The sequence below is a fragment of the Daejeonella lutea genome (assembly GCF_900168015.1).
GTDB lineage: Bacteria > Bacteroidota > Bacteroidia > Sphingobacteriales > Sphingobacteriaceae > Daejeonella > Daejeonella lutea.
Map to the genome: position 1 here is coordinate 390427 of NZ_FUYR01000002.1, position 20741 is coordinate 411167.

A 20741-nucleotide genomic window follows, 5' to 3' on the forward strand; every position below is an offset into this window, starting at 1 on the left:
CCTAATTTTGTATTATGGACGTGCAAACCATATTAGTATTTGTATTATTTGCTCTGGCGGTTTTATGGCTGGGGCGAATGGTGTACCGCAGCCTAACAAGCAAGAAAGCCTGTGCAAGTAATTGCGGTAAATGTGCAGCAGATTTTTCTGATATTAAAATTCCGGAGAGTAAAGTCTGATTATTTTTCTTTCTCGATTAGGCATACCGCGTATGCAACAACACCCTCTTGCCGGCCGATAAATCCCATAGTCTCATTAGTAGTAGCCTTTATGGAAATGTCATCTTCGCTAATACCCGCTGCCCAGGCAATATTTAGTTTCATCTGGGGAATATGAGGATTTATTTTAGGTGCTTCAAGACATAACATGGCGTCAATGTTGCCAATTTCCCAACCTTTTTCTTTCAAAAGACTTACACATTCTTTTAAAATCAGAAGGCTGCTGATACCCTTCCACCGATCATCAGTATTAGAAAAGTGAAAACCGATATCACGAAGATTCGCAGCACCCAATAATCCATCGCATATTGCGTGTACTAACACGTCGGCATCCGAATGGCCAAAGGCGCCTGAATGGTGCTCGAGATTTACTCCACCCATTATAAAAGGATGTTTTTCAGCCAGCTGATGAACATCGAACCCAAATCCTACCCTAATCTTCATTAATTATTTGCAAAGTTAAATACCAGCGAGAAGCGCAGCGTTTGCGCTAAAGGACTTTTTTGCTGGTTAGCAAGAAGATATGCGAAATCCAGGTTAAAAACATTGTATTTAAGTCCGGCTCCCACTGTGAAATATCTCCGGTCACCCTTGGTTGGAGTTTCATAAAAATATCCCGAACGAAGGGCGAATTGTTTATTATACCAATATTCTGTGCCAAGTGAATAGCTTACCTCGCTCAGTTCTTCTGAAAATCCGCCTGGTGCATCACCGAAAGAACCAAAGATGCCAGCTGGAACGGAGCGGTCAGGATCTTTACCACTGACAATATTACCATTAGAATCTCTGATGGGATTGGTTGGAACAAGAAGTTTGTTAAGGTCGAGCGCTACCGTAAATTGATTAAGTTCATCTAAATTAAACGTGGATGCGCCTCCCAATTTCATATTAGTGGGCAGAAAAGACTTTGAGCTTCCATCTGAATAGTTCATTTTCGTTCCAATATTTGAAATATTCAGCCCAAAGGCTAACTCCGTATCTTTTCCGAACATTAGCGTACCTTTCTTCATGTAAGCCGAAACATCCGCGGCTAATGCTGTTGCAGGCTGAATATCCTGCCCGTTGAACTGACCATTACTTAGACTTGAACGAATATATCTTATACCTGTTCCAAGCGAAAAATTCTCACCGAACTTCCGCGCAAAAGTTCCGTCAATGGAAAACTCATTGGGACTGTAAACTCCAATGTCATTCTTGCTGTCATCAGTTAATTGAATGGAGCCGTATGAAAAATACCGAAGAGAACCGCCAATAATGTTCCGTTCGTCAAGGCGATGAAATACCGTCAAATAACCAAGGTCAACATCGGGCACCAGATTTCTCAACCAGGGAGTATAAGACGCTGAAATGCCTGTTGGTTGCTCTAAAAATGCAAGCTTGGCTGGGTTCCAATGGCTGGAATTTGCATCCGGAGATGTTGCGGCGCCGACGTCACCCATAGCACCAGATCTCGCATCAGGGGCAATAAGTAAAAATGGAGCAGCAGTTTGGATGGTGTTTGTTCTCTTGCCATCACTTTGCGGAATTTGAGCCATAACCCGGTCAGCAGATCGGGCAACAACAAAAATTAAACAGCAACAAAGTGAGAGTTTGTTAATCATTACCAAATATCAAGCTGAAACCCAATTAATATCCTGACGTGCATTAAATATACACATTTTTGAACATATAGCTTAATTGAGGCTCATATACAACGTTTCTTTTTCAAAATTAATATAGTTAGAAGAACTTTTTTATAGTGCTTCTCAACAAAATTTCACTGATGTTAAACAACTGTATATTAATAAATTACAATTTATTTACTTAACTTACGTTAGAATACGTAAATGAAATTATAGGTAATAACAGGAGCTTTAAAAGTCGGGATATTTTGCGTCTAGACAACATAAGTCCTGTAACCTTAAATTAGAATTTTCGTTTAAACATAATATCTGCATTAGCAGCTACAATAATGACCATAAATATCCGTTGGGGATATTATTCAAATTTCGTATTTTTATAAAATTAATGCTCCAATTACATTGTTAGTAATGAAAAGAATATCCTTAATTTTTACCGCCGCGGTTTTTCTGGCAGGCGTATTATCCTCATGTAATAAAAAGAGCGGCACGTCCTCAAAAACAGGGATGGCCTATAACGATAAGTATAACGGTGGATTCCAGGTAAATAATAAAGTGAAAGCTGGCCCTGGTCCTGGCACTATCGCTATTGAGGGCGGTACGTTTGTTATGGGGGGAAGCTTAAATCAGGATTTAGGATATGAGTTTGACAACGTCCGCAGGAGGGTTACAGTTGCATCGTTCTATATGGATGAAACCGAGGTTTCAAATGTAGATTGGCTGGAATACCTATACTGGATCAGAAGAAATTACGCTAACGACGCTGAATATTATTACAATGCCCTTCCGGACACGCTGGTTTGGAGACAACCTCTTTCCTATAATGAGCCATACGTTAATAACTACCTGCGTCACCCGGCCTTTCAGGATTATCCGGTAGTGGGGGTTACCTGGGAACAGGCTAATGCTTATTGTGAGTGGCGTACAGACCGAGTTAATGAAGAAATTTTACGTAGTACTGGCAGATTACTTGACTACAAGACTCTGGCTGGGGGAGGAAAAGCAGGTACCGCAACAACTGTTTCAACGTCAACCGATCCATTCAACACCGATATTTACTTAAATGGCCAATATCGCGGAGAAGGAATCGATGGGAAAAAGATGGAAAAAGATCTTAATCCAAACGCTGCGAATGGCGCTACAACAACTGGTAAAGGCGGTCCTACGCGCCCGGTGCGCTTGGAAGACGGGGTTTTAAAACAACCTTATCGTTTGCCAACAGAGGCAGAGTGGGAATACGCTGCGTTAGCATTAGCTGGAAACACTGAATACGAGAATATTGCGGACGGAAAGATCTATCCGTGGAATGGTCTTGGTGTGCGTTCGCCGAGAAAGAAAACTCAGGGAATGATCCTGGCCAACTTTAAAAGAGGTGAAGGGGATAATATGGGAACTGGGGGATATCTTAACGACAAGGCCGATATTACTGCACCTGTTAGAGCATATGTTCCGAATGATTTCGGTTTGTATAATATGGCCGGAAACGTTAATGAATGGACTGCCGATGTTTATCGTAAGCTAACATTTGAGGATTTCGCAGATTTCAATCCTTTCAGGGGAAATGAATTTGTAAACAAGAGGTTGGCCGACAAGACGAAAGGTATTTATGCGAAGGATAAATACGGTCGTCCAATTAAAGATCCTGCACCAGCTGGAAAGAAGCAAACATGGGCTGAGATGCAAAGCGCTCAAGCTGCTCAGGATACTTCCTCAATTGCAGGAAAGCCTTACAATCCGGATTTCCGTGGTCATCTTGACTCTGTGAATCCTAATCTTTACGGAATCACTACGCTGGTTAATGATCGTTCAAGAGTTTATAAAGGCGGATCATGGAATGACAGAGCTTACTGGTTAAATCCTGCTACCAGAAGATTTATGCAACAAGACGAAACCAGTGCTGAGATGGGTTTTCGGTCGGCCATGACATTGGTTGGTGCACCTGAAATAATTTCAAAAGGAAAACCTCAATTTAATCAGCCTAAATCTAAGGCTCCTAAGAAAGCGAGATAAGCGAATTTTTTAATAAAAAAAGGGGGCAGATAAATTATATCTGCCCCTTTTTTGTTGTCCCGAGTTAGCTATCCCATGTCATTATTTTTCCCCTATCTTCTGCTTTTAAACATTGCTCCAAGGTTTTCGCATCGTATTCAAGACCGAATTGTTTTAGGACATCATCAGGTACTCCATCCCAGGCATTTGGTTGATTTCCTTTGTAGCCCAGGTCCTCCATGCCGATCTTACTCGTAAAAAACCCTGTAGCCGTGAGCCCGCGCATCGTATCAAAAAAACTTACCCCCGCTGCATTTTCAGGAAGCGCTTTTTCAGGATAGGCGATTAGATCCACAAGCTGGATTCGCTGTTCGGCAGTGGCATCAGAGAATGCTTTTTTGAATAATTTCAATGATTTAACATCAAGCCATCTAAGTCCTCCCCGCAATGGAAGCTGAAGGTCCGGCTGATCCTTTACAATAAACTCAATGAAGTCTGCGACTTTGGCATCACTGGCACTTCCCGATGTGTCGTCTTTGGGAATTATGATATCAGCCAAAATAGTGATCGTTGAAAATTCAGCTGCAGTGAAGAACTTTTCAGCCATCAACTTTTCATCATTGAGCTGCTCTTCCGGGGTCCTTCCATAAGCCCCTTTTTTGCCAGCAGCTACAGAGTCTTTTCCTTCCTTTTTATCGCATGACGATAATAAGGTACCGACGCTAACCGTTCCAACGGCAAGTGCTTTGAGTGAATCTCTTCTGTTCATGTGATTAAATATTTTGCTTTTTTAACTGATCAACGATATATTCTGACGCACGCATAGCCAAAGCGAGAATGGTCCACGTTGGATTTTTATCAGCCTGGGACACAAAAGCTCCGCCGTCAACAACAAAAAGATTATTTACATCGTGTGCCTGATTGTATTTGTTAAGAACTGACGTGTTTTTGTTATTACCCATCCGGGTGGTACCCACTTCGTGGATGATTCGTCCCGGTGCCAACAGCCCATATTTTTCATCCGCTCCCGGCTTATCGCCACTAGCCACACCACCCATTGAATGAATTATTTCTTCAAAGGTATCCTGCATATGCTTAGCCTGCTTCACTTCCTGGTCTGTCCAATTATAATTAAACCTCAATACCGGTATGCCGTATTTATCTACGGCCCCGGGATCAATTTCACAATAATTTTCAACCCTGGGTATGCTTTCGCCTCTGCCGGCAAAACCTACAGTAGATCCATAATAGCGTCGGTAGTCGTTTTTTAAAGCAGCTCCATATCCCCCGGCATCCTTCATCTTGCCCTCAACTGTGGGATATTTACCGTTCGTTTTTTCCATTCCGAAGCCAAAGCCATACGAAGGCATACTCATACCACCCCAAAACTCAATATGGTAACCGCGCGCAAAATCCAGTTTTTTATTTTCAAGCCACCATGGAATATATAGATGCAGACCACCGACACCATCTTCGTTGTATCGTTTTCGGTCCATCAACTGCGGAATAAAAGCTCCTCTGGAAGCTCCCGTCGAATCATGAAGATACTTGCCGACCATGCCGCTTGAGTTCGCCAATCCGTTAGGATGAGCGGATGATTTGGAATTAAGAAGCAGCCGTGCAGATTCGCACGCACTTGCAGCAAGGACGACAATTTTTGCGTTCACCTGGTACTCCTGCATATCGGTTTTATCGACATATGAGACACCTGTCGCCCGTCCTTCTTTATCAGTTAATACCTCACGTGCCATGGCATTAACATAAACATCAGCATTGCCTGTTTTTCTAGCTGGCTTCACCAGACAGGTCGATGATGAAAAATCAGCATGTACTGTACAACCGCGGCTACATTGGGCGCAAAAAAAACATGAACCCCTGTCCTTATTTACTGGTCTTGTTAAGATGGACAGCCTTGATGGAATCACGGGAATCCCGATTTTCCCAGCGGCTTTCTTTATCATCATCTCGTGGAGCCGTGGTTTTGGTGGTGGAAGAAAGTAGCCATCAGGCTCATTATAGATTCCCTCCTTAGTGCCAAAAACACCGATCATTTTGTCTACCCGGTCGTAGTAAGGTTTTACATCGTCGTAACCAATTGGCCAATTATCACTTAGACCATCAAAATCATGTCTTTTAAAATCGTTAGGACCAAACCGTAATGAAATTCTTCCCCAATGATTTGTACGGCCGCCAAGCATCCTCGATCGAAACCAATCGAACTCTGTGCCTTTTGCTTTAGTATACGGTTCGCCTTCTATTTCCCAGCCACCATATGCGGCATCGAAATCGCCGAAAGGCCGGGTTGTATTAGCTCCACGCCTGGGAGATTCATAAGACCATTTCAGTTGTGTCTGCTGCTCAGGATTTGCCGGATCGTAATCGGGTCCGGCCTCTAGCAGCGCCACTTTTAAGCCTGCTTCCGTTAAGACTTTCGCCGCCATTCCTCCGCCGGCCCCAGAGCCTACAATACAAACGTCATATAACTCTCCTTTGGTTTTAATTTCTATAGCCATCAGCCAACATGTTTTTAAAAAACTTCTGATCCAAAGTTTTCATTAAATTAAGCAATATTTAGATACGCAAAGAATTATATCTCGCGAAAGGACCAGTCTGGAATGAGAATAGAACGGAGGGAATTAGTTGAAAACAATCATCACCTGATTTTTTTCAACTTTATCTGACGGGTTTACTTTAATTGATTTTATAACACCATCTGTAGGAGCTTTAATGATGTTTTCCATTTTCATAGCTTCGAGGATCAATAGGTTAGACCCTTTAGAAACTTCTTCACCTTCCTTAACAAGTACTTTGAGGACAAGCCCTGGCATAGGGGCTTTAAGCTCGGTGATTTTCAGAGAATTGAGGTTATCCATTCCCAGTTTATGAAGTAACTCATCAAATTGGTCGGTAAGTGACATCGTATAAATGTTCTTATTTACCCTAACGGAGCATGTTTTTTGATTCTTGTCCAACGTGACAAGCTCTACATTATAAGAACGATTTTCATGGAGGATATGAAACGTTGATTTACTAATGGAATAAATGTCCAGATCCATGGGCTGATCGTTAACAAGAGTCTGATCTTTCTCTGATCTTACTTGAAAATCGAATTGTTCGTTAACTTTTATCTTAAACATCTTATTGCGTAAGGGCGTATTGAACCAGATTAGCACCCATTTTCAAGGCTCTTTGACGCGTATCCTCCGAATCGCTTGAATATGTTCCTGCCACTTCCCAACCATTCCCAAGATCACATTCAAAAGTGTAATAACAAACCACTCTACCCTTGTATATCAATGCAAATCCCTGAGGCCTTTTCCCATCATGTTCATGGATTTTCGGAAGTCCTCCTGGAAATTTAAACTTCTGATTATATAAACTATGGTTGGATGGCAGCTCGATAAAGTCGAGGTCGGGGAATACCCGTTTCATTTGTGGTCTGATAAACTTATCCAGTCCATAATTATCATCAATATGCAAAAAACCTCCACCGGTTAGGTACTTACGAAGGTTTTCCGCTTCCTGATCGCTGAAAACAATATTGCCATGGCCAGTTAAATACACAAACGGGTAATTGAATATTTCAGCACTTCCGGCCTCAACAACCGCTTCGTCTTTATCAAAATTAGTCCCTAAATTCTTATTGCAAAAGCTGATTAGTTCAGGTAGTGCCGTGCGGTTTGCATACCAATCTCCGCCGCCGTTATACTTCATTTTGGCAATTTTGTAACTCGGAGCCGTATAAGACGAAATAATCCCGGCAAACAGGACGAATAAAACAAGAAGGTTGATCTTCATTAAAGCTTTCATCTGTTAAGATAGTTGATCTCAAAACAGGCCTCAAGAGCCGCGGTTTCTGTCCTTAACCTGGAGTTGCCCAGGCTAATTGGAACGAAGTTAACTGCGAGGGCTTCCAATACCTCTGACGGACTGAAATCTCCTTCGGGGCCGATCATTACAAGATAATCAGAATTCAACGCGATCTTATCTTTTAACGTAAATTTTTCGCCGTCGATACAATGAGCAATAAATTTTTGAGTACTTGAAACCGATCCAATAAACTCCTTAAATCGTACGACCTCGTTTAATTTTGGATGGTAAGCTTTGATCGATTGCTTAACGGCAGATGTTATAACCTTATTGAGACGATCAGTTTTCAATTCTTTACGTTCTGACCTTTCACAAATTAAAGGTGTGATTGTATCAATCCCTATCTCAGTTGCCTTTTCAAGAAACCATTCTACGCGTTCAATATTTTTAGTTGGAGCTATCGCTATATGCAGATGATGGTTGCGCCTACCAAATTCCTCCTGCACTTTAATAACGCTCAAGGAAGTTCTCTTAGGGTGCGGGTCGCTAATTATTGCTTCGTAAAAACCACCCTTGCCATCAACCAGTTGTACCAAACTGTCCTTTTGAAGGCGTAAGACTTTTATGCAATGTTTACTCTCCTCTTCACTTAGAATGTAAGTGTCTGAATGAATATCAGGTGTGTAAAAAATATGCATCCAGCATTTTCATTATCGGAGGTCAACAGCGTCATCGTTATTGATGACAAGTTCAAGCTTAACAGATTCTACATTTTGATCTGCCTTCTTGAGAATTGTAATGCTATAACCGTTATACTCGCGGGTTTCACCCACCTCTGGTATTCTTCCAAAAATCTCACTAACAAGCCCTGCAACAGTATCGTAGTCACCGTCTTCAGGCAAATCATGCGGAAGGTATTCGTTAACATCATAAATAGAAGCTGTCGCATCAATAATAAACTCTGTTGAAGACACCTTATCTACGATAGGCTTTTCCTCATCGTATTCATCCTGTATTTCACCTACAAGCTCTTCCACGATATCCTCAAGGGTAACCATGCCGGCGGTACCGCCAAACTCGTCCAGAACAATCGCTATCTGGATGCGCTTCAACTGTAATTCGCTCAACAGGTCATTGATTTTCTTAGTTTCAGGGATAAAGTAAGGTTTACGGATGATATCTTTCAATACACATTCCTTATTATCAGCCAAGAGGGGAAGAGTATCTTTTGCATGTACGATACCCACGATTTTGTCGATGGTTTCGTCGTAAACAGGGATTCGTGAATAACCTTCGTGGATAATAAGATCAAGCAGTTCGCGATGTGGCGTATTTAATTCGATGCCTGAAATTTTGGTTCTGGGCACCATGATATTCTTAACAACCCGCTCGTTAAAATCAAACACGTTCTTGATGAGTTCGTGTTCGTTGTTCTCCAATGCACCGCTTTCCTTGCCCTGATCAAGCAAATACTGAAGCTCCTCAGAACTGTGATGAGCTTCATGACCACCGATAGTACTTATTCCTAAAAGTCTTAAGATGAAATTAGCAAAGCCATTCAAAAGCCAAATGAAAGGCCTGAATACGAGATAGAAAAAATGAAGAGGCAAAGCCACGCCCATTGTAGTTCCAATCGGACGTTGGATGGCCAGTGATTTCGGAGCCAATTCACCAAACACAATATGAAGTATTGTGATTATCGCAAAGGCCAGGACATGTCCAATATTTGTAGCAACAGCCGTGCTGGTATCAATATTCACAAGATGGAAAAATCTTGTCACAATATCAGTCATAACTTCCTCACCTACCCAACCAAGCCCAAGGGATGCTAAGGTAATACCTAACTGAGTAGCTGCCAGATACCCATCAAGGTGCTGGGTCATGTGTTTTGCGATTTTTGCAACTCTGCTGCCCGATTTTGCTTTTATTTCAATTTGGGAAGCACGAACTTTTACCAACGCAAATTCCGCGGCAACAAAAAAGCCATTTAAGAAAACCAGAAAAAAAGTGAAAAATAACGCCAGACCCATATTCTTTTAGTTATTTATGAATGTCGATTTATATAACTCCAAACTTTCTCTGATGACTTTATATGCGTAATTTTTTCCCAAGAGATGTTCAATAGTAACATTCTTCATTTCTAGAGCTTTGTAGTCCTGGAAAAATCTTACAATTTCATTCATTGTATGTGGGGGTAATTCTTTCAAATCTTCAATGTAGTTAACCGACATATCGTTTTTAGCGACTGCTATAATCTTATCGTCCTGCTCACCATTATCAACCATGTGCATTACACCTACGACTTTTGCTTCGACTATTGACAATGGATAAACATCAACTGAACATAAAACTAAAATATCCAGGGGATCTTTGTCATCGCAATACGTTTGCGGTATAAAGCCATAATTTGCAGGATACATTACCGACGAAAACAAGACTCGGTCAAGCTTGATCAGTCCAGAATCCTTATCAATTTCATATTTTGCTTTTGAACCTTTTGGAATTTCGATGATCGCGTTTACGATCTCAGGGATATTTTCACCGGGAGAAACTGTATGCCAGGGGTTATCGTTAATCATATTTATTCAGGATTTAGCTCCTCTGCATCTTCTCTGTCTGCACCGATCTTCCTCTTCAAATAAGTAACAATCAGAGGAATAGTTGTTATTAAGATAAAACCAACAATTATGTACAAGAGATAATCATCAATTTCCTTCTCAAATCTTCTGCCAAGAAAGAACCCCAGCAAAGTTAAGGATGTAATCCACAGGAAAGCACCTGAAATGTTATAAAATGCAAATCTCCTGTAGTCAAGTCTTACAATCCCGGCAATGATTGGAGCAAAAGTTCGTACTATAGGTATAAATCGGCCCATTATCAAAGCAAATGCACCCTGTTTTTTATAATAATTCTCGGCTGCCCGCAAAAATCTTTTCTTGAAAAAAATGGAGTCGTCTCGCTCATACAGAACTGGCCCCGTTTTCTTTCCAAACCAATATCCAACAAAGTTTCCGGCAACTGCAGCGGCTATAAGTCCGCCTATAAGCACATATATTGAAACGTCCAGTTTATTGGTTGCCACAAACATACCTGCTAAAAAAAGCAGATAATCACCTGGCAGAAAAAACCCAAAAAACAATCCTGTTTCCGCAAAAACTACAAATAGAAGAAGATAGAATCCTCCTTCCCGAAGCAGTTTTACCGGATCAACAAGGTGTTGCAGGGAGTCCCAAATCTCTTGCATAAAATCAATATGCGTAAAGCTACAATATTTATGTAATAGTTTGGCTTAGAAAAGGCTTGATATGAAGCCTGGATATACACCAATCACAACGGTAATTAATGCGGAGAAGCCCAAAACAAAATTAAAATATGAGGACGATTGAATTTCATTCCGTTCCGCACCTTTGAAGTACATGGCAACAATAACCCTTAAATAGTAGAAAATACCAATCACGGCATTCAGCACAGCTAATATTACCAGCCAGATATGGTATTCTGCAAGGGCAGTCGAAAACATCATGAACTTTCCAATAAAACCAGCTGTCAGCGGTATTCCGGCAAGCGATAACATTGCCACTGTAAGTGTAAAGGCTATAAAAGGATTCTTTTTGGCAAGCCCGTTAAAACTGTCAAAATTATCTGCACCAGTTTGACGCTTGACCAGAATAAGCACAGCAAATGCGACAATCGAAGCTATGGAGTAAGCAGTTGCATAAATAAAAACTGAATTACTTGAGTTCACTCCCAATGCAACGATAGCAAACAACATATAACCCACGTGAGAAATACTTGAAAATGCAAGCATTCTTTTAAAGCTATGTTGATATAAAGCAGTAACGTTTCCAACAAAAAGTGTCAGGAGAGAGATTACAAGCAGGGCAGGCATCCAGAAGTCATGCAACGGTGCAAAACACATTAGGAACAATCGTAGGAAAGCTGCAAAGCCTGCTGTCTTAACAACTGTACTCATGAATGCGGTTATCAAAGTTGGCGAGCCCTCATAAACATCAGGTGTCCAGAAGTGGAAGGGCGCAGCTCCGACCTTGAAACACAATCCAATTATCAGTAAAGTTATGCCAGTATAAAATAATGGTGAGATTCCTGTTGGGTTCGCTATAACATAATCACGTATTTGGGTAAGGTCGAACGTGCCTGTTGCTCCGTAAAGCAGCGTGATTCCAAATAGCAAAAAGCCAGTTGAAAATGCGCCCATTAAAAAATATTTTAACGCAGCTTCGTTCGACTTGAAATCATCTTTCCGAATGCCGGCGAGAATATACAAGCTTACTGACATGATTTCCACGCCGATAAACAGCATGGTAAGATTGTGGTACGAAACCATTACCAGTATCCCCGCAAGGGAAAATAGGATGAGGGTATAGTATTCAGCAACATGCTCACTGATACTTTCAAAATAATCCTTTGAGATCAATAGTATCAACATAGTAGAAAAGATACATATTGTAGTGAATGCAATTGCGAAATTGTCAAATAGCATCATTCCGCTGTAAATCGGCTGTGCTCCGCCATTCCATTCCAAAACCGCTAATACCAAAGCACCAGCAAGTCCCAGCAGAGTAGCTGGCAGCAAAGCATTTTTTGCTTTGTACAGGCCCAGGTAGAGAACCAGAATGGCTAAAATAGATAGGGTTATTAATGAGCTCATGCTTACTGTACTAAAATCTTTTGGTTTACCTGTTCGAGCAAATTAGAAATTGCAGCTTCAGATATATGAAGTATTGGTTGTGGATAAATCCCAATTACTATAATCAGTACTGAAACAATAAGAAGCACTGATTTTTCGGTGGTGTCAATATCGCTGAATATTGTGGTCCTTTCGTTTGTTACACCCAACATGACCTTTTGGTACATTCTGAGCATATAAACCGCCCCTAATATGATGGTGAGTCCTGCTAAGGCCGCGAAATAAATATTATAGTTGTAAACACCCATTAACAAAAGAAATTCTCCGATGAACCCATTGGTTAAAGGCAAGGCAACAGTACCTAATACGATTATTAAAAAAGCTATAGCAAGTTTCGGCGCAGGTTTTGCAATTCCACCAAGTTGGTCAAGTTCACGTGTGCCCATCCTCCTAATAATGATATCTGCGACGAAGAACATTCCAACGACATTAATACCATGGTTCAGCATTTGGATCATCGCACCCTGCAAACCCTGCATATTCCAGGCAAAAATTCCTGCTGATATTAAGCCTACGTGAGCAATGGAAGAATAAGCGATCAGCCTTTTTATATCATTCTGAGTAAAGGCAATTATTGATGCATATACGACACCGATTATTGAGAGGACGAGTGCAGTTAATCCCCAATCGTGAAAACCAAGCGGCGCTACTGGTATAAGCCAGCGAATCACACCATATATTCCCATTTTCAACATGATTCCTGAAAGTAACATTGTTCCAGCGGTTGGGGCTTCTGTATACGTATCAGGCTGCCAGGTATGGAAGGGAAATACTGGCATCTTGATCGCGAATGCCAGGAAGAATGCCCAGAATATCCATCCCTGAGTTGATGAATCTAAATTGAGTTTATAAAATTCTGCGATATCATAACTGTTATTTGGTGTTTGAAGATGCAAATAGATTATAGCTAAAAGCATGATCAAGCTGCCCGCTATTGTATAGATAAAGAATTTTAAATTGACTTGAATTCTGTTCTGTCCACCCCAAAGCGCACAAATAAAGTAAATCGGAATTAAAGCAATTTCCCATCCCACATAAAACAGGAATCCATCCAGCGCAGTGAACACCAGAAGTAAGCCGCTTTGCATGAAAAAGATCAGAGCGTAAAAAGCGCTTTGGTTCTTTATTTCGTGCTTGAAGCTAGACAGAATAATAATAGGGATCAGGAGATTCGTCAGAATAAGTAAAATCATGCTTATCCCATCAACTCCAGCTTTAAAATTTATACCGAACTGGGGAACCCAGGGTAAATTAACAAGATATTGAATTGATGCATCCGGTACGAAATTCACATACATGTATGCGGTAACGGCCAATGGTAACAATGACAGCACACCTGCTAATGACCTGGCTGATTTACCAGCAATAAGCATTACAGCAGCAGCAATAAGCGGAATAAAAATTTGCAACAGTAAAATTTCCATTTATCTAGTTCTACTCTCTGTTAAATTTTGTACATACTATAAACCAATAGCGCGACAATGCCAAACACCATCATAAAAATATAGAAGCCTACCATCCCTGACTGAAGCAATCTAAAACTCTTGCTTGCCTCAATAGCACCTTTTCCAAATCCATTCACTAGACCATCAATCCCTTTTTTGTCAACCACTTTATGAAAGAAGCCTGAGAGGGAATCAAGAGGCCTGGTTATGAGGGATGCATAAATTTCATCGATGTAATATTTATTATAAGAAAGCCGTGCAAGTGTGCCTCTTTCGATCCTATCCTCAGCGGGAACTTCACCTTTCTTTACATATTTCTGGTAGGCAAATAGCATAGCACCTAATGCCCCAGCAACCGAAACCGCCATTAAAATAAATTCTGTAGAATGATCAAGAGTCAAATGAGGCATTTTGCCTGCTGACACGGCAAAAACAGGTGACAAAAAGTTTTGAAGCCAGTGACCACCACCAAATATTTCCGGTATGCCGATAAATCCACCAATTACCGATAATACTGCCAACACGATCAATGGGATGGTCATCGACGAAGGAGATTCATGTAAATGGTGTTCCTGTGCAGTGGTCCCGCGGAAAGATCCGTTAAATGTTAAAAACATCATCCTGAACATATAAAATGAAGTGAATACCGCACCGATCACTCCTAGTACCCAAAACAGCTGGTTGTGTTCATACACATGAGCAAGTATCTCATCTTTAGAGAAAAATCCGGAAAAAGGTGGTAATCCAGCAATGGCAATCGTTCCAATCATCATCGTAAGAAAGGTTACCGGTAATTTCTTCTTCAGCCCACCCATGTTTCGCATATCCTGTTCATTGCTCATAGCATGAATAACAGAACCCGCTCCCAGGAATAATAAAGCTTTGAAGAATGCATGAGTAATCACATGGAAAAAAGCACCAGTGTAAGCACCGACCCCTAAACCTAAAAACATGTAGCCGAGCTGTGAAACGGTTGAATAAGCGAGTACCTTTTTGATATCGTTCTGTGTTACGGCAATTGTCGCAGCGAGTAATAGTGTTGCTAACCCAACTATAGCGATCACGTGCAAAGTCTGCGGAGCAAGCGTAAATAAGATATTGGATCTGGCGATCATGTAAATACCAGCAGTGACCATGGTTGCGGCATGAATCAGAGCCGAAACCGGAGTTGGACCCGCCATTGCATCAGGCAACCATGTAAAAAGCGGTAATTGTGCTGATTTACCAATTGCCCCGACAAATAGTAGAGATGTAATTATAATTAATGCACGGTCGCCAGCCAGCATACTTGCTGCCTGAGGAAAAATTACGGCGAACTCAACACTATTGAACGTTGTGAAGATCAGGAACACAGCGATAAGGAAACCCAGATCGCCAATACGGTTCATTATAAATGCCTTTTTTGCTGCACTTGCATACGATGAGTTCGTGTACCAGAATCCGATCAGCAAATACGAACATAAACCCACTCCTTCCCAGCCAATAAACATGATCACATAATTGGATCCGAGGACTAAGAGAAGCATGAAAAATATAAAGAGATTCAGGTAAGAAAAGAACTTTCCAAAACCAGCGTCATGCGACATATACCCTGTGGAATAAAGGTGGATAAGAAATCCTATCCCTGTTACGATGAGGAGCATCAAAGCGCTCAGCGGATCTACCATGAATGAAAAGGGTATCTTAACAGTTCCGGCACTAATCCAGTCAAAAAGCGGTACAATAAACGATTTGGTGTTTGAGGCGTTAAGCTCAATAAATATCCCCAGGCTGACTATAAACGATGCAAGAACAGCTAAACAACCTGTTAATCCAATAACGCTTTTTGAGAGTGTATTACGGCCTAATCCATTGATAAGAAAACCTATCAGAGGAAATAATGGAACTAACCAAACTAAATTTATCATTCTTGTTTTATATATTGAACAGACTTACGAAGTTTACTTCTGCTTTGTTGTAGACTTCGTAAGTCTTCCTTTTTACCACTTTAATTTATTCAAGATATTAACATCCGTCGAGTTGGTATTCCGGAAGATCATTACAATTATTGCCAATCCTACTGCTACCTCTGCAGCTGCAAGGGCCATAATAAAAAAGACGAAAATCTGTCCGGAAGCGTCATTATGATGAACTGAGAAGGCAGTAAGCAATAGGTTTACGGCGTTCAGCATTAACTCTATCGACATGAAAATGACGATCGCATTTCTGCGGATGAGCACACCTATTACACCAATTGCAAATATGATCGCACTAAGCAGGATATAATGATTTAATGGTACGCCCTGAAGTGCTTGTGTTACATTTTCCATTACGCCTGTTTAATATCTTTTTTTGCCAATAAAACTGCCCCGACCATTGCCGATAAAAGTAAAAGGGACGAAACCTCAAATGGTAAAAGGAATTTACTAAAGAGAACTTTACCTAAATTTTTCACCAGCCCAAGATCCTGTGTTTGTAAAACCAATGGATCGGATACATGAAGTGCTTTTAATGATCCAACTAATGTAATAACCAAGCACATTCCGGCAATTACACCAATCATTTTAACAATTGCTGATTTTGAAGTTCCTTGACTTTCATTTAAGTTAAGGAGCATCAGTACAAAAAGGAATAATACCATGATAGCACCCATATAAACAATGAAATTTACAATTGCGAGGAACTGCGCATTCAATAAAATATAATGGATGGTAAAGGTGAAAAATGTTACGATCAGATACAGAACGCTATGCACTGGATTCTTTGCGAAGATCACCAGCAAGGCGAAAAAGATCGACAGAAAGGCAACAAAATAAAAAAGAGATATACTCATCAAAAATATCTTTAAAACTTCGCTCTATTTTGGGGCAAAGGTATAATTTCTACCGAAATACGGCAGTTTAACTAGTAATATTTCAGCATCCCGGGTTCCTTAAAAACCTCTTTGCTATTTTTATAATGAACCGATTGGCTCTTCAACCAATTTGTCTTTTCCGTAAATAAAATCTTTTCTTAAGTAGTCAGCAGGAACGATCGGACCATCAAGATAAATCGCTTCTTTCGGACAAGCTTCTTCACACAAACCGCAAAAAATACAGCGAAGCATATTGATTTCGTACACAGCAGCGTACTTCTCTTCACGATATAAATGTTCTTCCCCTTTTTGTCTTTCGCCAGCAATCATTGTGATTGCTTCAGCAGGGCAGGAAAGGGCGCAAAGTCCGCAGGCTGTACAGCGTTCAGCACCATTCTCATCACGCTTCAAAGAATGCAAACCCCGCCAGTTTTCGGAAAACTCACGCTCAACTTCAGGATAAAAAATAGTCTCCTTCTTTTTAAACATGTGCATGAATGTAATGCCCATGCCCTGAAAAATTGCCGGAAGGTATAATCTCTCCCAGAAATTCATCGGCTTCTGCTCTAGTACTTTCTTTCTGTTACTTAATGGTTCCATAAACCCTAAATCCTATCAAACAGAGTTAAATTAATTTATCACCCTCAGCAGGCTGCTGGCAATTATAGTTTGTCAACAAACGTGATCACCACTCCGGTAATTACGATGTTAGCTATCGCTAACGGGATCAATATCTTCCATCCCAAATTCATCAATTGATCATAACGGAAACGAGGAACTGTCCACCTCACCCACATAAAAAAGAAGATGAATACGAATATTTTTAGAAAGAGAACTCCCATGCCAATTAAAGGTCCAATGGTAGGCCCAGTCATTTCATTGACCCAATCCATTCCAGGATAGTTATAACCTCCAAAATATAAGGTTGACATAACTGCCGACGCGAGGAACATGTTTAAATATTCAGCGAACATGAAAGCACCCATTTTAAATCCTGAATATTCTGTATGATATCCTCCCACAAGCTCCGTCTCACATTCCGGAAGATCGAATGGAGTACGATTGGTTTCGGCAAATGAACACACCAAAAAGATAAGAAAGCCTAAAGGCTGATAAAGTATATTCCAGTTCGCTCCATGCTGTTGTTCAGCAATCTCTTTCATACTGAGCGTATTGGTAGCAAGCAGCAAAGCTATGATTGATAATCCCATTGGGATCTCATAGCTTATGCTTTGAGATGCTGCACGAACCGCTCCCATTAATGAGAACTTGTTATTCGATGCCCAGCCGCCAATCATAATTCCGTAAACTCCTAAGGAAACTACACCGAAAATATAAAGTATCCCCACATTTATGTCTGTTACTTGAAGACTCACCAGCCGATCGGCGATAAGAACATCCTGTCCCCATGGAATAACAGCACTTCCTATACACGCCGTTAGTAAAGCCAGTGAGGGACCTAATATAAAAAGCGCTTTAGAAGACTCCGCCGGAATGATTTCTTCTTTAAAGAACATTTTCAATCCGTCGGCTAGCGGCTGGAACATTCCTCCCCATCCGGCACGGCTAGGGCCTACACGATCCTGAAGATAACCGGCAATTTTGCGCTCGGCTAATGTTGAATACGCGGCTACTCCCAAACTGACTGAGAAAATTACAGTGATTAAAATAAACTTCTCTATTATAAATGCTAATTCCATCAGATCTTGCTTGCTCTGTCAAATTCTATTTTATTTGCTTCCATCAAAGCTGGATTCTGCTTAATAACCGGCAATGGTACCATTTCATAATGATTCGAAGAGATCACAGATTTATGTGAGATCTGACGTGGGCCTTCAATCACCCAATCTTTGGTGTTCTTTGTTTCAAATCTGCACGTGTTACAGATAAAATCTTCAACTTCACCGAACTCATCTTTACGACCAGTAACGCGCAACACCTCTTCTCCCTTATACCACAGGGTTACTTTTCCCTTACATGTAGGACAGTGACGATGAGCGTCTACAGGTTTAGAAAACCAAACACGATTCTTAAAACGGAAGGTACGATCGGTTAATGCACCAACCGGGCACACGTCGATAACATTTCCAGAGAAATCATTGTCGATCGCCTTTTCTATGTATGTTGAGATCTCAGACGCATCTCCGCGACCCAAAATTCCATGTTGGCGGCTGTCTGTAAGTTGATCAGCGACGTAAACACATCTGTAACATAAAATACAGCGGGTCATATGAAGCTGGATCTTATCGCCAATATCTATTCTGTCAAAAGTGCGCCGTTCAAATTCGTACCGGGTATTGGCAACGCCGTGCTCGTACGAAAGATCCTGCAAATGACACTCACCAGCCTGATCGCAAACCGGGCAGTCTAAGGGGTGATTTATTAAAAGTATTTCGACGACACCCTTCCGGGCCTCAATTACTTCTGGAGAAGTTATGTTCTGAACCTCCATACCATCCATAACGCCTGTGCGGCAGGAAGCTACCAGCTTCGGCATAGGACGAGGATCTTTTTCAGAACCTTTGCTTACCTTAACAAGGCAGGTACGACACTTTCCACCACTTCCTTCTAGTTTTGAATAGTAACACATAGCGGGTGGAACAATGTCGCCACCAATCTGGCGCGCAGCATTCAGAATGCTAGTACCTGGTTCTACATCAACTGTTATTCCGTCTATTGTTACTTTAACTTTTTCGCTCATTGACTTACCTCCTCTAACTTAGGCAGTGGATCAGCGTATTTTGCTAAACCATAATTCCGCTCCATTGCTTCCTTAGGATTTGTTACATGCCATTCAAATTCATCCCTGAAGTGCCTGATTGCACTGGCAACTGGCCAGGCAGCAGCATCACCCAATGGACAAATGGTATTGCCCTCAATTTTTTTAGCCACATCAACCAAAAGATCGATATCACTCATTTTTCCATGACCGTATTCCAATCTGTGCAGAACTTTCTCCATCCAGCCGGTACCCTCGCGACATGGTGAACATTGTCCGCAACTTTCATGGTGATAAAAACGGGCAAAGTTCCAGGTATTTCGAACTATACATTGATCCTCATCAAAAGCAATCAAACCTCCAGAACCAAGCATCGAGCCTGACTGGAAGCCTCCATCCGAAAGAGATTCATAACTCATCAAACGAGCTTCGTTATTTACTGTCTTAAGAATCAAATTAGCTGGCAGAATTGGAACTGATGATCCTCCGGCAACTACCGCTTTTAATCGCTTGCCATTGGCAATACCTCCGCAATACTCGTCGGAATACAAAAATTCCTCAACAGGTACTCCCAGGTCTATTTCATATACTCCCGGCTTATTCAGGTTTCCTGAGGCAGAAATTAGCTTCGTGCCGGTACTTCTTCCTATGCCAATTTTAGCATATTCTTCGCCGCCATCGTTGATAATGGGAACTACTGCAGCAATCGTCTCCACATTATTGACCACTGTAGGACATGCCCAAACTCCTGAAATGGCAGGAAATGGCGGTTTGATCCTTGGATTTCCCCGTTTACCTTCAAGTGATTCGATTAATGCTGTTTCCTCTCCACAAATATAAGCACCACCTCCCGGCTGAACATATAACTCAAGGTCATATCCTGATCCTAAAATATTTTTTCCGAGAAAGCCTGCATTTTTAGCTTCCGCGATCGCGCGTTCCAAAATTCTGATCTGTGGCATCATTTCGCCACGTACATATATATATGACGTTTTAGCGCCAAGTGCGAAACTTGAAACAATCATTCCCTCAATTAGCAGATGAGGAATGTAAGTCATTAAATAACGGTCTTTGAATGTTCCAGGCTCAGATTCATCGGCATTACAAACAAGATATCGCTCCTTTCCTTCCGGTTTAGCAAGGAAACTCCATTTCATACCCGTAGGAAAACCAGCACCACCTCTTCCGCGTAAGCCTGAAGTTTTAACCTCTTCGACGATCGCATCTGGCGACATCGTTTTTAAAGCTTTCTCCACAGACCGGTACCCACCATTCTGACGATAAACATCAAATGTGTTAATACCAGGGACATTAATATGCTCTAATAATAATTTACGCGCCATTTTAATTTGATTTGAGATGCGAGATTTGAGACCTGCCTGCCGGCAGGCAGATATGAG

General features: G+C 41.3%; 21 protein-coding genes. 2 read left to right on the plus strand and 19 right to left on the minus strand.

Translation table 11 applies throughout. The features are described 5' to 3' along the window. Nucleotides 1–14 precede the first annotated feature (14 nt). The gene (locus B5X60_RS18145; RefSeq protein WP_139377453.1) at nt 15–179 is read left to right on the plus strand and encodes a FeoB-associated Cys-rich membrane protein; all 165 of its coding nucleotides are present in this window, start codon (nt 15–17) and stop codon (nt 177–179) included. Here the strand turns inward: B5X60_RS18145 and ispF are convergent, their stop codons facing one another. Together ispF and porV are read right to left on the minus strand one after the other, a co-directional pair. Further along, on the minus strand, nt 180–662 hold the full coding sequence (gene ispF / locus B5X60_RS10725) for a 2-C-methyl-D-erythritol 2,4-cyclodiphosphate synthase (RefSeq protein ID WP_079702686.1): 483 nt from the start codon (nt 660–662) through the stop codon (nt 180–182). Beyond that, the gene (porV, locus tag B5X60_RS10730) at nt 662–1819 is read right to left on the minus strand and encodes a type IX secretion system outer membrane channel protein PorV (RefSeq protein ID WP_079702687.1); all 1158 of its coding nucleotides are present in this window, start codon (nt 1817–1819) and stop codon (nt 662–664) included. Before porV ends, ispF begins: the two co-directional genes overlap by 1 nt. 429 nt (nt 1820–2248) lie before the next feature. On the opposite strand from porV, the gene B5X60_RS10735 reads away from it, so the two are divergent. Then, nucleotides 2249–3847, plus strand: a complete 1599-nt coding sequence (locus B5X60_RS10735) for an SUMF1/EgtB/PvdO family nonheme iron enzyme (RefSeq protein WP_079702688.1) — start codon at nt 2249–2251, stop codon at nt 3845–3847. Nucleotides 3848–3911: 64 nt separating this feature from the next. Here the strand turns inward: B5X60_RS10735 and B5X60_RS10740 are convergent, their stop codons facing one another. From B5X60_RS10740 to nuoF, 17 genes are all read right to left on the minus strand, one after another. Then, nucleotides 3912–4595, minus strand: coding sequence for a gluconate 2-dehydrogenase subunit 3 family protein (locus B5X60_RS10740; RefSeq protein WP_079702689.1), 684 nt, complete (start codon nt 4593–4595; stop codon nt 3912–3914). Nucleotides 4596–4599: 4 nt separating this feature from the next. Next, nucleotides 4600–6339 carry a GMC family oxidoreductase gene (locus tag B5X60_RS10745; protein ID WP_079702690.1) on the minus strand — a complete coding sequence of 580 codons (1740 nt, stop codon included), beginning with the start codon at nt 6337–6339 and terminating at the stop codon, nt 4600–4602. A 123-nt stretch (nt 6340–6462) separates the two neighbouring features. Continuing rightward, entirely contained in the window at nt 6463–6963 is a 501-nt protein-coding gene (locus tag B5X60_RS10750; protein ID WP_079702691.1) for an acetyl-CoA carboxylase biotin carboxyl carrier protein subunit, read from the minus strand. A gap of 1 nt (nt 6964) precedes the next feature. Next, on the minus strand, nt 6965–7624 hold the full coding sequence (locus B5X60_RS10755; RefSeq protein ID WP_079703247.1) for a DUF4159 domain-containing protein: 660 nt from the start codon (nt 7622–7624) through the stop codon (nt 6965–6967). Nucleotides 7625–7632: 8 nt separating this feature from the next. Beyond that, nucleotides 7633–8334, minus strand: a complete 702-nt coding sequence (locus tag B5X60_RS10760; RefSeq protein WP_079702692.1) for a 16S rRNA (uracil(1498)-N(3))-methyltransferase — start codon at nt 8332–8334, stop codon at nt 7633–7635. A 12-nt stretch (nt 8335–8346) separates the two neighbouring features. Continuing rightward, nucleotides 8347–9666 carry a hemolysin family protein gene (locus tag B5X60_RS10765; protein WP_079702693.1) on the minus strand — a complete coding sequence of 440 codons (1320 nt, stop codon included), beginning with the start codon at nt 9664–9666 and terminating at the stop codon, nt 8347–8349. A gap of 6 nt (nt 9667–9672) precedes the next feature. Further along, nucleotides 9673–10215 (minus strand): inorganic diphosphatase, encoded by a 543-nt coding sequence (locus tag B5X60_RS10770; protein WP_079702694.1) that lies wholly within the window; start codon nt 10213–10215, stop codon nt 9673–9675. A gap of 2 nt (nt 10216–10217) precedes the next feature. Then, complete coding sequence (locus B5X60_RS10775; protein WP_079702695.1) at nt 10218–10880, minus strand: DedA family protein; 663 nt, start codon at nt 10878–10880, stop codon at nt 10218–10220. A 45-nt stretch (nt 10881–10925) separates the two neighbouring features. Beyond that, nucleotides 10926–12305, minus strand: a complete 1380-nt coding sequence (locus tag B5X60_RS10780; RefSeq protein WP_079702696.1) for an NADH-quinone oxidoreductase subunit N — start codon at nt 12303–12305, stop codon at nt 10926–10928. 2 nt (nt 12306–12307) lie between these two features. Next, nucleotides 12308–13768 carry a complex I subunit 4 family protein gene (locus B5X60_RS10785; RefSeq protein ID WP_079702697.1) on the minus strand — a complete coding sequence of 487 codons (1461 nt, stop codon included), beginning with the start codon at nt 13766–13768 and terminating at the stop codon, nt 12308–12310. Nucleotides 13769–13788: 20 nt separating this feature from the next. Beyond that, a complete protein-coding gene (gene nuoL / locus B5X60_RS10790) occupies nt 13789–15696 on the minus strand; it encodes an NADH-quinone oxidoreductase subunit L (RefSeq protein ID WP_079702698.1) in 1908 nt (635 codons plus the stop codon). 72 nt (nt 15697–15768) lie between these two features. Beyond that, a complete protein-coding gene (nuoK, locus tag B5X60_RS10795; protein ID WP_079702699.1) occupies nt 15769–16098 on the minus strand; it encodes an NADH-quinone oxidoreductase subunit NuoK in 330 nt (109 codons plus the stop codon). Beyond that, on the minus strand, nt 16098–16601 hold the full coding sequence (locus tag B5X60_RS10800) for an NADH-quinone oxidoreductase subunit J family protein (protein ID WP_079702700.1): 504 nt from the start codon (nt 16599–16601) through the stop codon (nt 16098–16100). Before B5X60_RS10800 ends, nuoK begins: the two co-directional genes overlap by 1 nt. A 120-nt stretch (nt 16602–16721) precedes the next feature. After that, nucleotides 16722–17222, minus strand: coding sequence for a NuoI/complex I 23 kDa subunit family protein (locus tag B5X60_RS10805; RefSeq protein WP_079702701.1), 501 nt, complete (start codon nt 17220–17222; stop codon nt 16722–16724). A 62-nt stretch (nt 17223–17284) separates the two neighbouring features. Then, complete coding sequence (gene nuoH, locus B5X60_RS10810) at nt 17285–18322, minus strand: NADH-quinone oxidoreductase subunit NuoH (protein ID WP_079702702.1); 1038 nt, start codon at nt 18320–18322, stop codon at nt 17285–17287. Next, entirely contained in the window at nt 18322–19323 is a 1002-nt protein-coding gene (locus B5X60_RS10815; RefSeq protein WP_079702703.1) for a 2Fe-2S iron-sulfur cluster-binding protein, read from the minus strand. Before B5X60_RS10815 ends, nuoH begins: the two co-directional genes overlap by 1 nt. After that, the gene (gene nuoF / locus B5X60_RS10820) at nt 19320–20684 is read right to left on the minus strand and encodes an NADH-quinone oxidoreductase subunit NuoF (protein ID WP_079702704.1); all 1365 of its coding nucleotides are present in this window, start codon (nt 20682–20684) and stop codon (nt 19320–19322) included. The genes B5X60_RS10815 and nuoF overlap by 4 nt, the downstream gene beginning before the upstream one ends. Between the last annotated feature and the right edge of the window lie 57 nt (nt 20685–20741).

Bases quoted from the DNA above. Each gene is read 5' to 3' on its own strand.
- B5X60_RS18145 (WP_139377453.1), top strand. From the start codon at position 15: ATGGACGTGCAAACCATATTAGTATTTGTATTATTTGCTCTGGCGGTT.
- ispF (WP_079702686.1), bottom strand. From the start codon at position 662: ATGAAGATTAGGGTAGGATTTGGGTTCGATGTTCATCAGCTGGCTGAA.
- porV (WP_079702687.1), bottom strand. From the start codon at position 1,819: ATGATTAACAAACTCTCACTTTGTTGCTGTTTAATTTTTGTTGTTGCC.
- B5X60_RS10735 (WP_079702688.1), top strand. From the start codon at position 2,249: ATGAAAAGAATATCCTTAATTTTTACCGCCGCGGTTTTTCTGGCAGGC.
- B5X60_RS10740 (WP_079702689.1), bottom strand. From the start codon at position 4,595: ATGAACAGAAGAGATTCACTCAAAGCACTTGCCGTTGGAACGGTTAGC.
- B5X60_RS10745 (WP_079702690.1), bottom strand. From the start codon at position 6,339: ATGGCTATAGAAATTAAAACCAAAGGAGAGTTATATGACGTTTGTATT.
- B5X60_RS10750 (WP_079702691.1), bottom strand. From the start codon at position 6,963: ATGTTTAAGATAAAAGTTAACGAACAATTCGATTTTCAAGTAAGATCA.
- B5X60_RS10755 (WP_079703247.1), bottom strand. From the start codon at position 7,624: ATGAAGATCAACCTTCTTGTTTTATTCGTCCTGTTTGCCGGGATTATT.
- B5X60_RS10760 (WP_079702692.1), bottom strand. From the start codon at position 8,334: ATGCATATTTTTTACACACCTGATATTCATTCAGACACTTACATTCTA.
- B5X60_RS10765 (WP_079702693.1), bottom strand. From the start codon at position 9,666: ATGGGTCTGGCGTTATTTTTCACTTTTTTTCTGGTTTTCTTAAATGGC.
- B5X60_RS10770 (WP_079702694.1), bottom strand. From the start codon at position 10,215: ATGATTAACGATAACCCCTGGCATACAGTTTCTCCCGGTGAAAATATC.
- B5X60_RS10775 (WP_079702695.1), bottom strand. From the start codon at position 10,880: ATGCAAGAGATTTGGGACTCCCTGCAACACCTTGTTGATCCGGTAAAA.
- B5X60_RS10780 (WP_079702696.1), bottom strand. From the start codon at position 12,305: ATGAGCTCATTAATAACCCTATCTATTTTAGCCATTCTGGTTCTCTAC.
- B5X60_RS10785 (WP_079702697.1), bottom strand. From the start codon at position 13,768: ATGGAAATTTTACTGTTGCAAATTTTTATTCCGCTTATTGCTGCTGCT.
- nuoL (WP_079702698.1), bottom strand. From the start codon at position 15,696: ATGATAAATTTAGTTTGGTTAGTTCCATTATTTCCTCTGATAGGTTTT.
- nuoK (WP_079702699.1), bottom strand. From the start codon at position 16,098: ATGGAAAATGTAACACAAGCACTTCAGGGCGTACCATTAAATCATTAT.
- B5X60_RS10800 (WP_079702700.1), bottom strand. From the start codon at position 16,601: ATGAGTATATCTCTTTTTTATTTTGTTGCCTTTCTGTCGATCTTTTTC.
- B5X60_RS10805 (WP_079702701.1), bottom strand. From the start codon at position 17,222: ATGGAACCATTAAGTAACAGAAAGAAAGTACTAGAGCAGAAGCCGATG.
- nuoH (WP_079702702.1), bottom strand. From the start codon at position 18,322: ATGGAATTAGCATTTATAATAGAGAAGTTTATTTTAATCACTGTAATT.
- B5X60_RS10815 (WP_079702703.1), bottom strand. From the start codon at position 19,323: ATGAGCGAAAAAGTTAAAGTAACAATAGACGGAATAACAGTTGATGTA.
- nuoF (WP_079702704.1), bottom strand. From the start codon at position 20,684: ATGGCGCGTAAATTATTATTAGAGCATATTAATGTCCCTGGTATTAAC.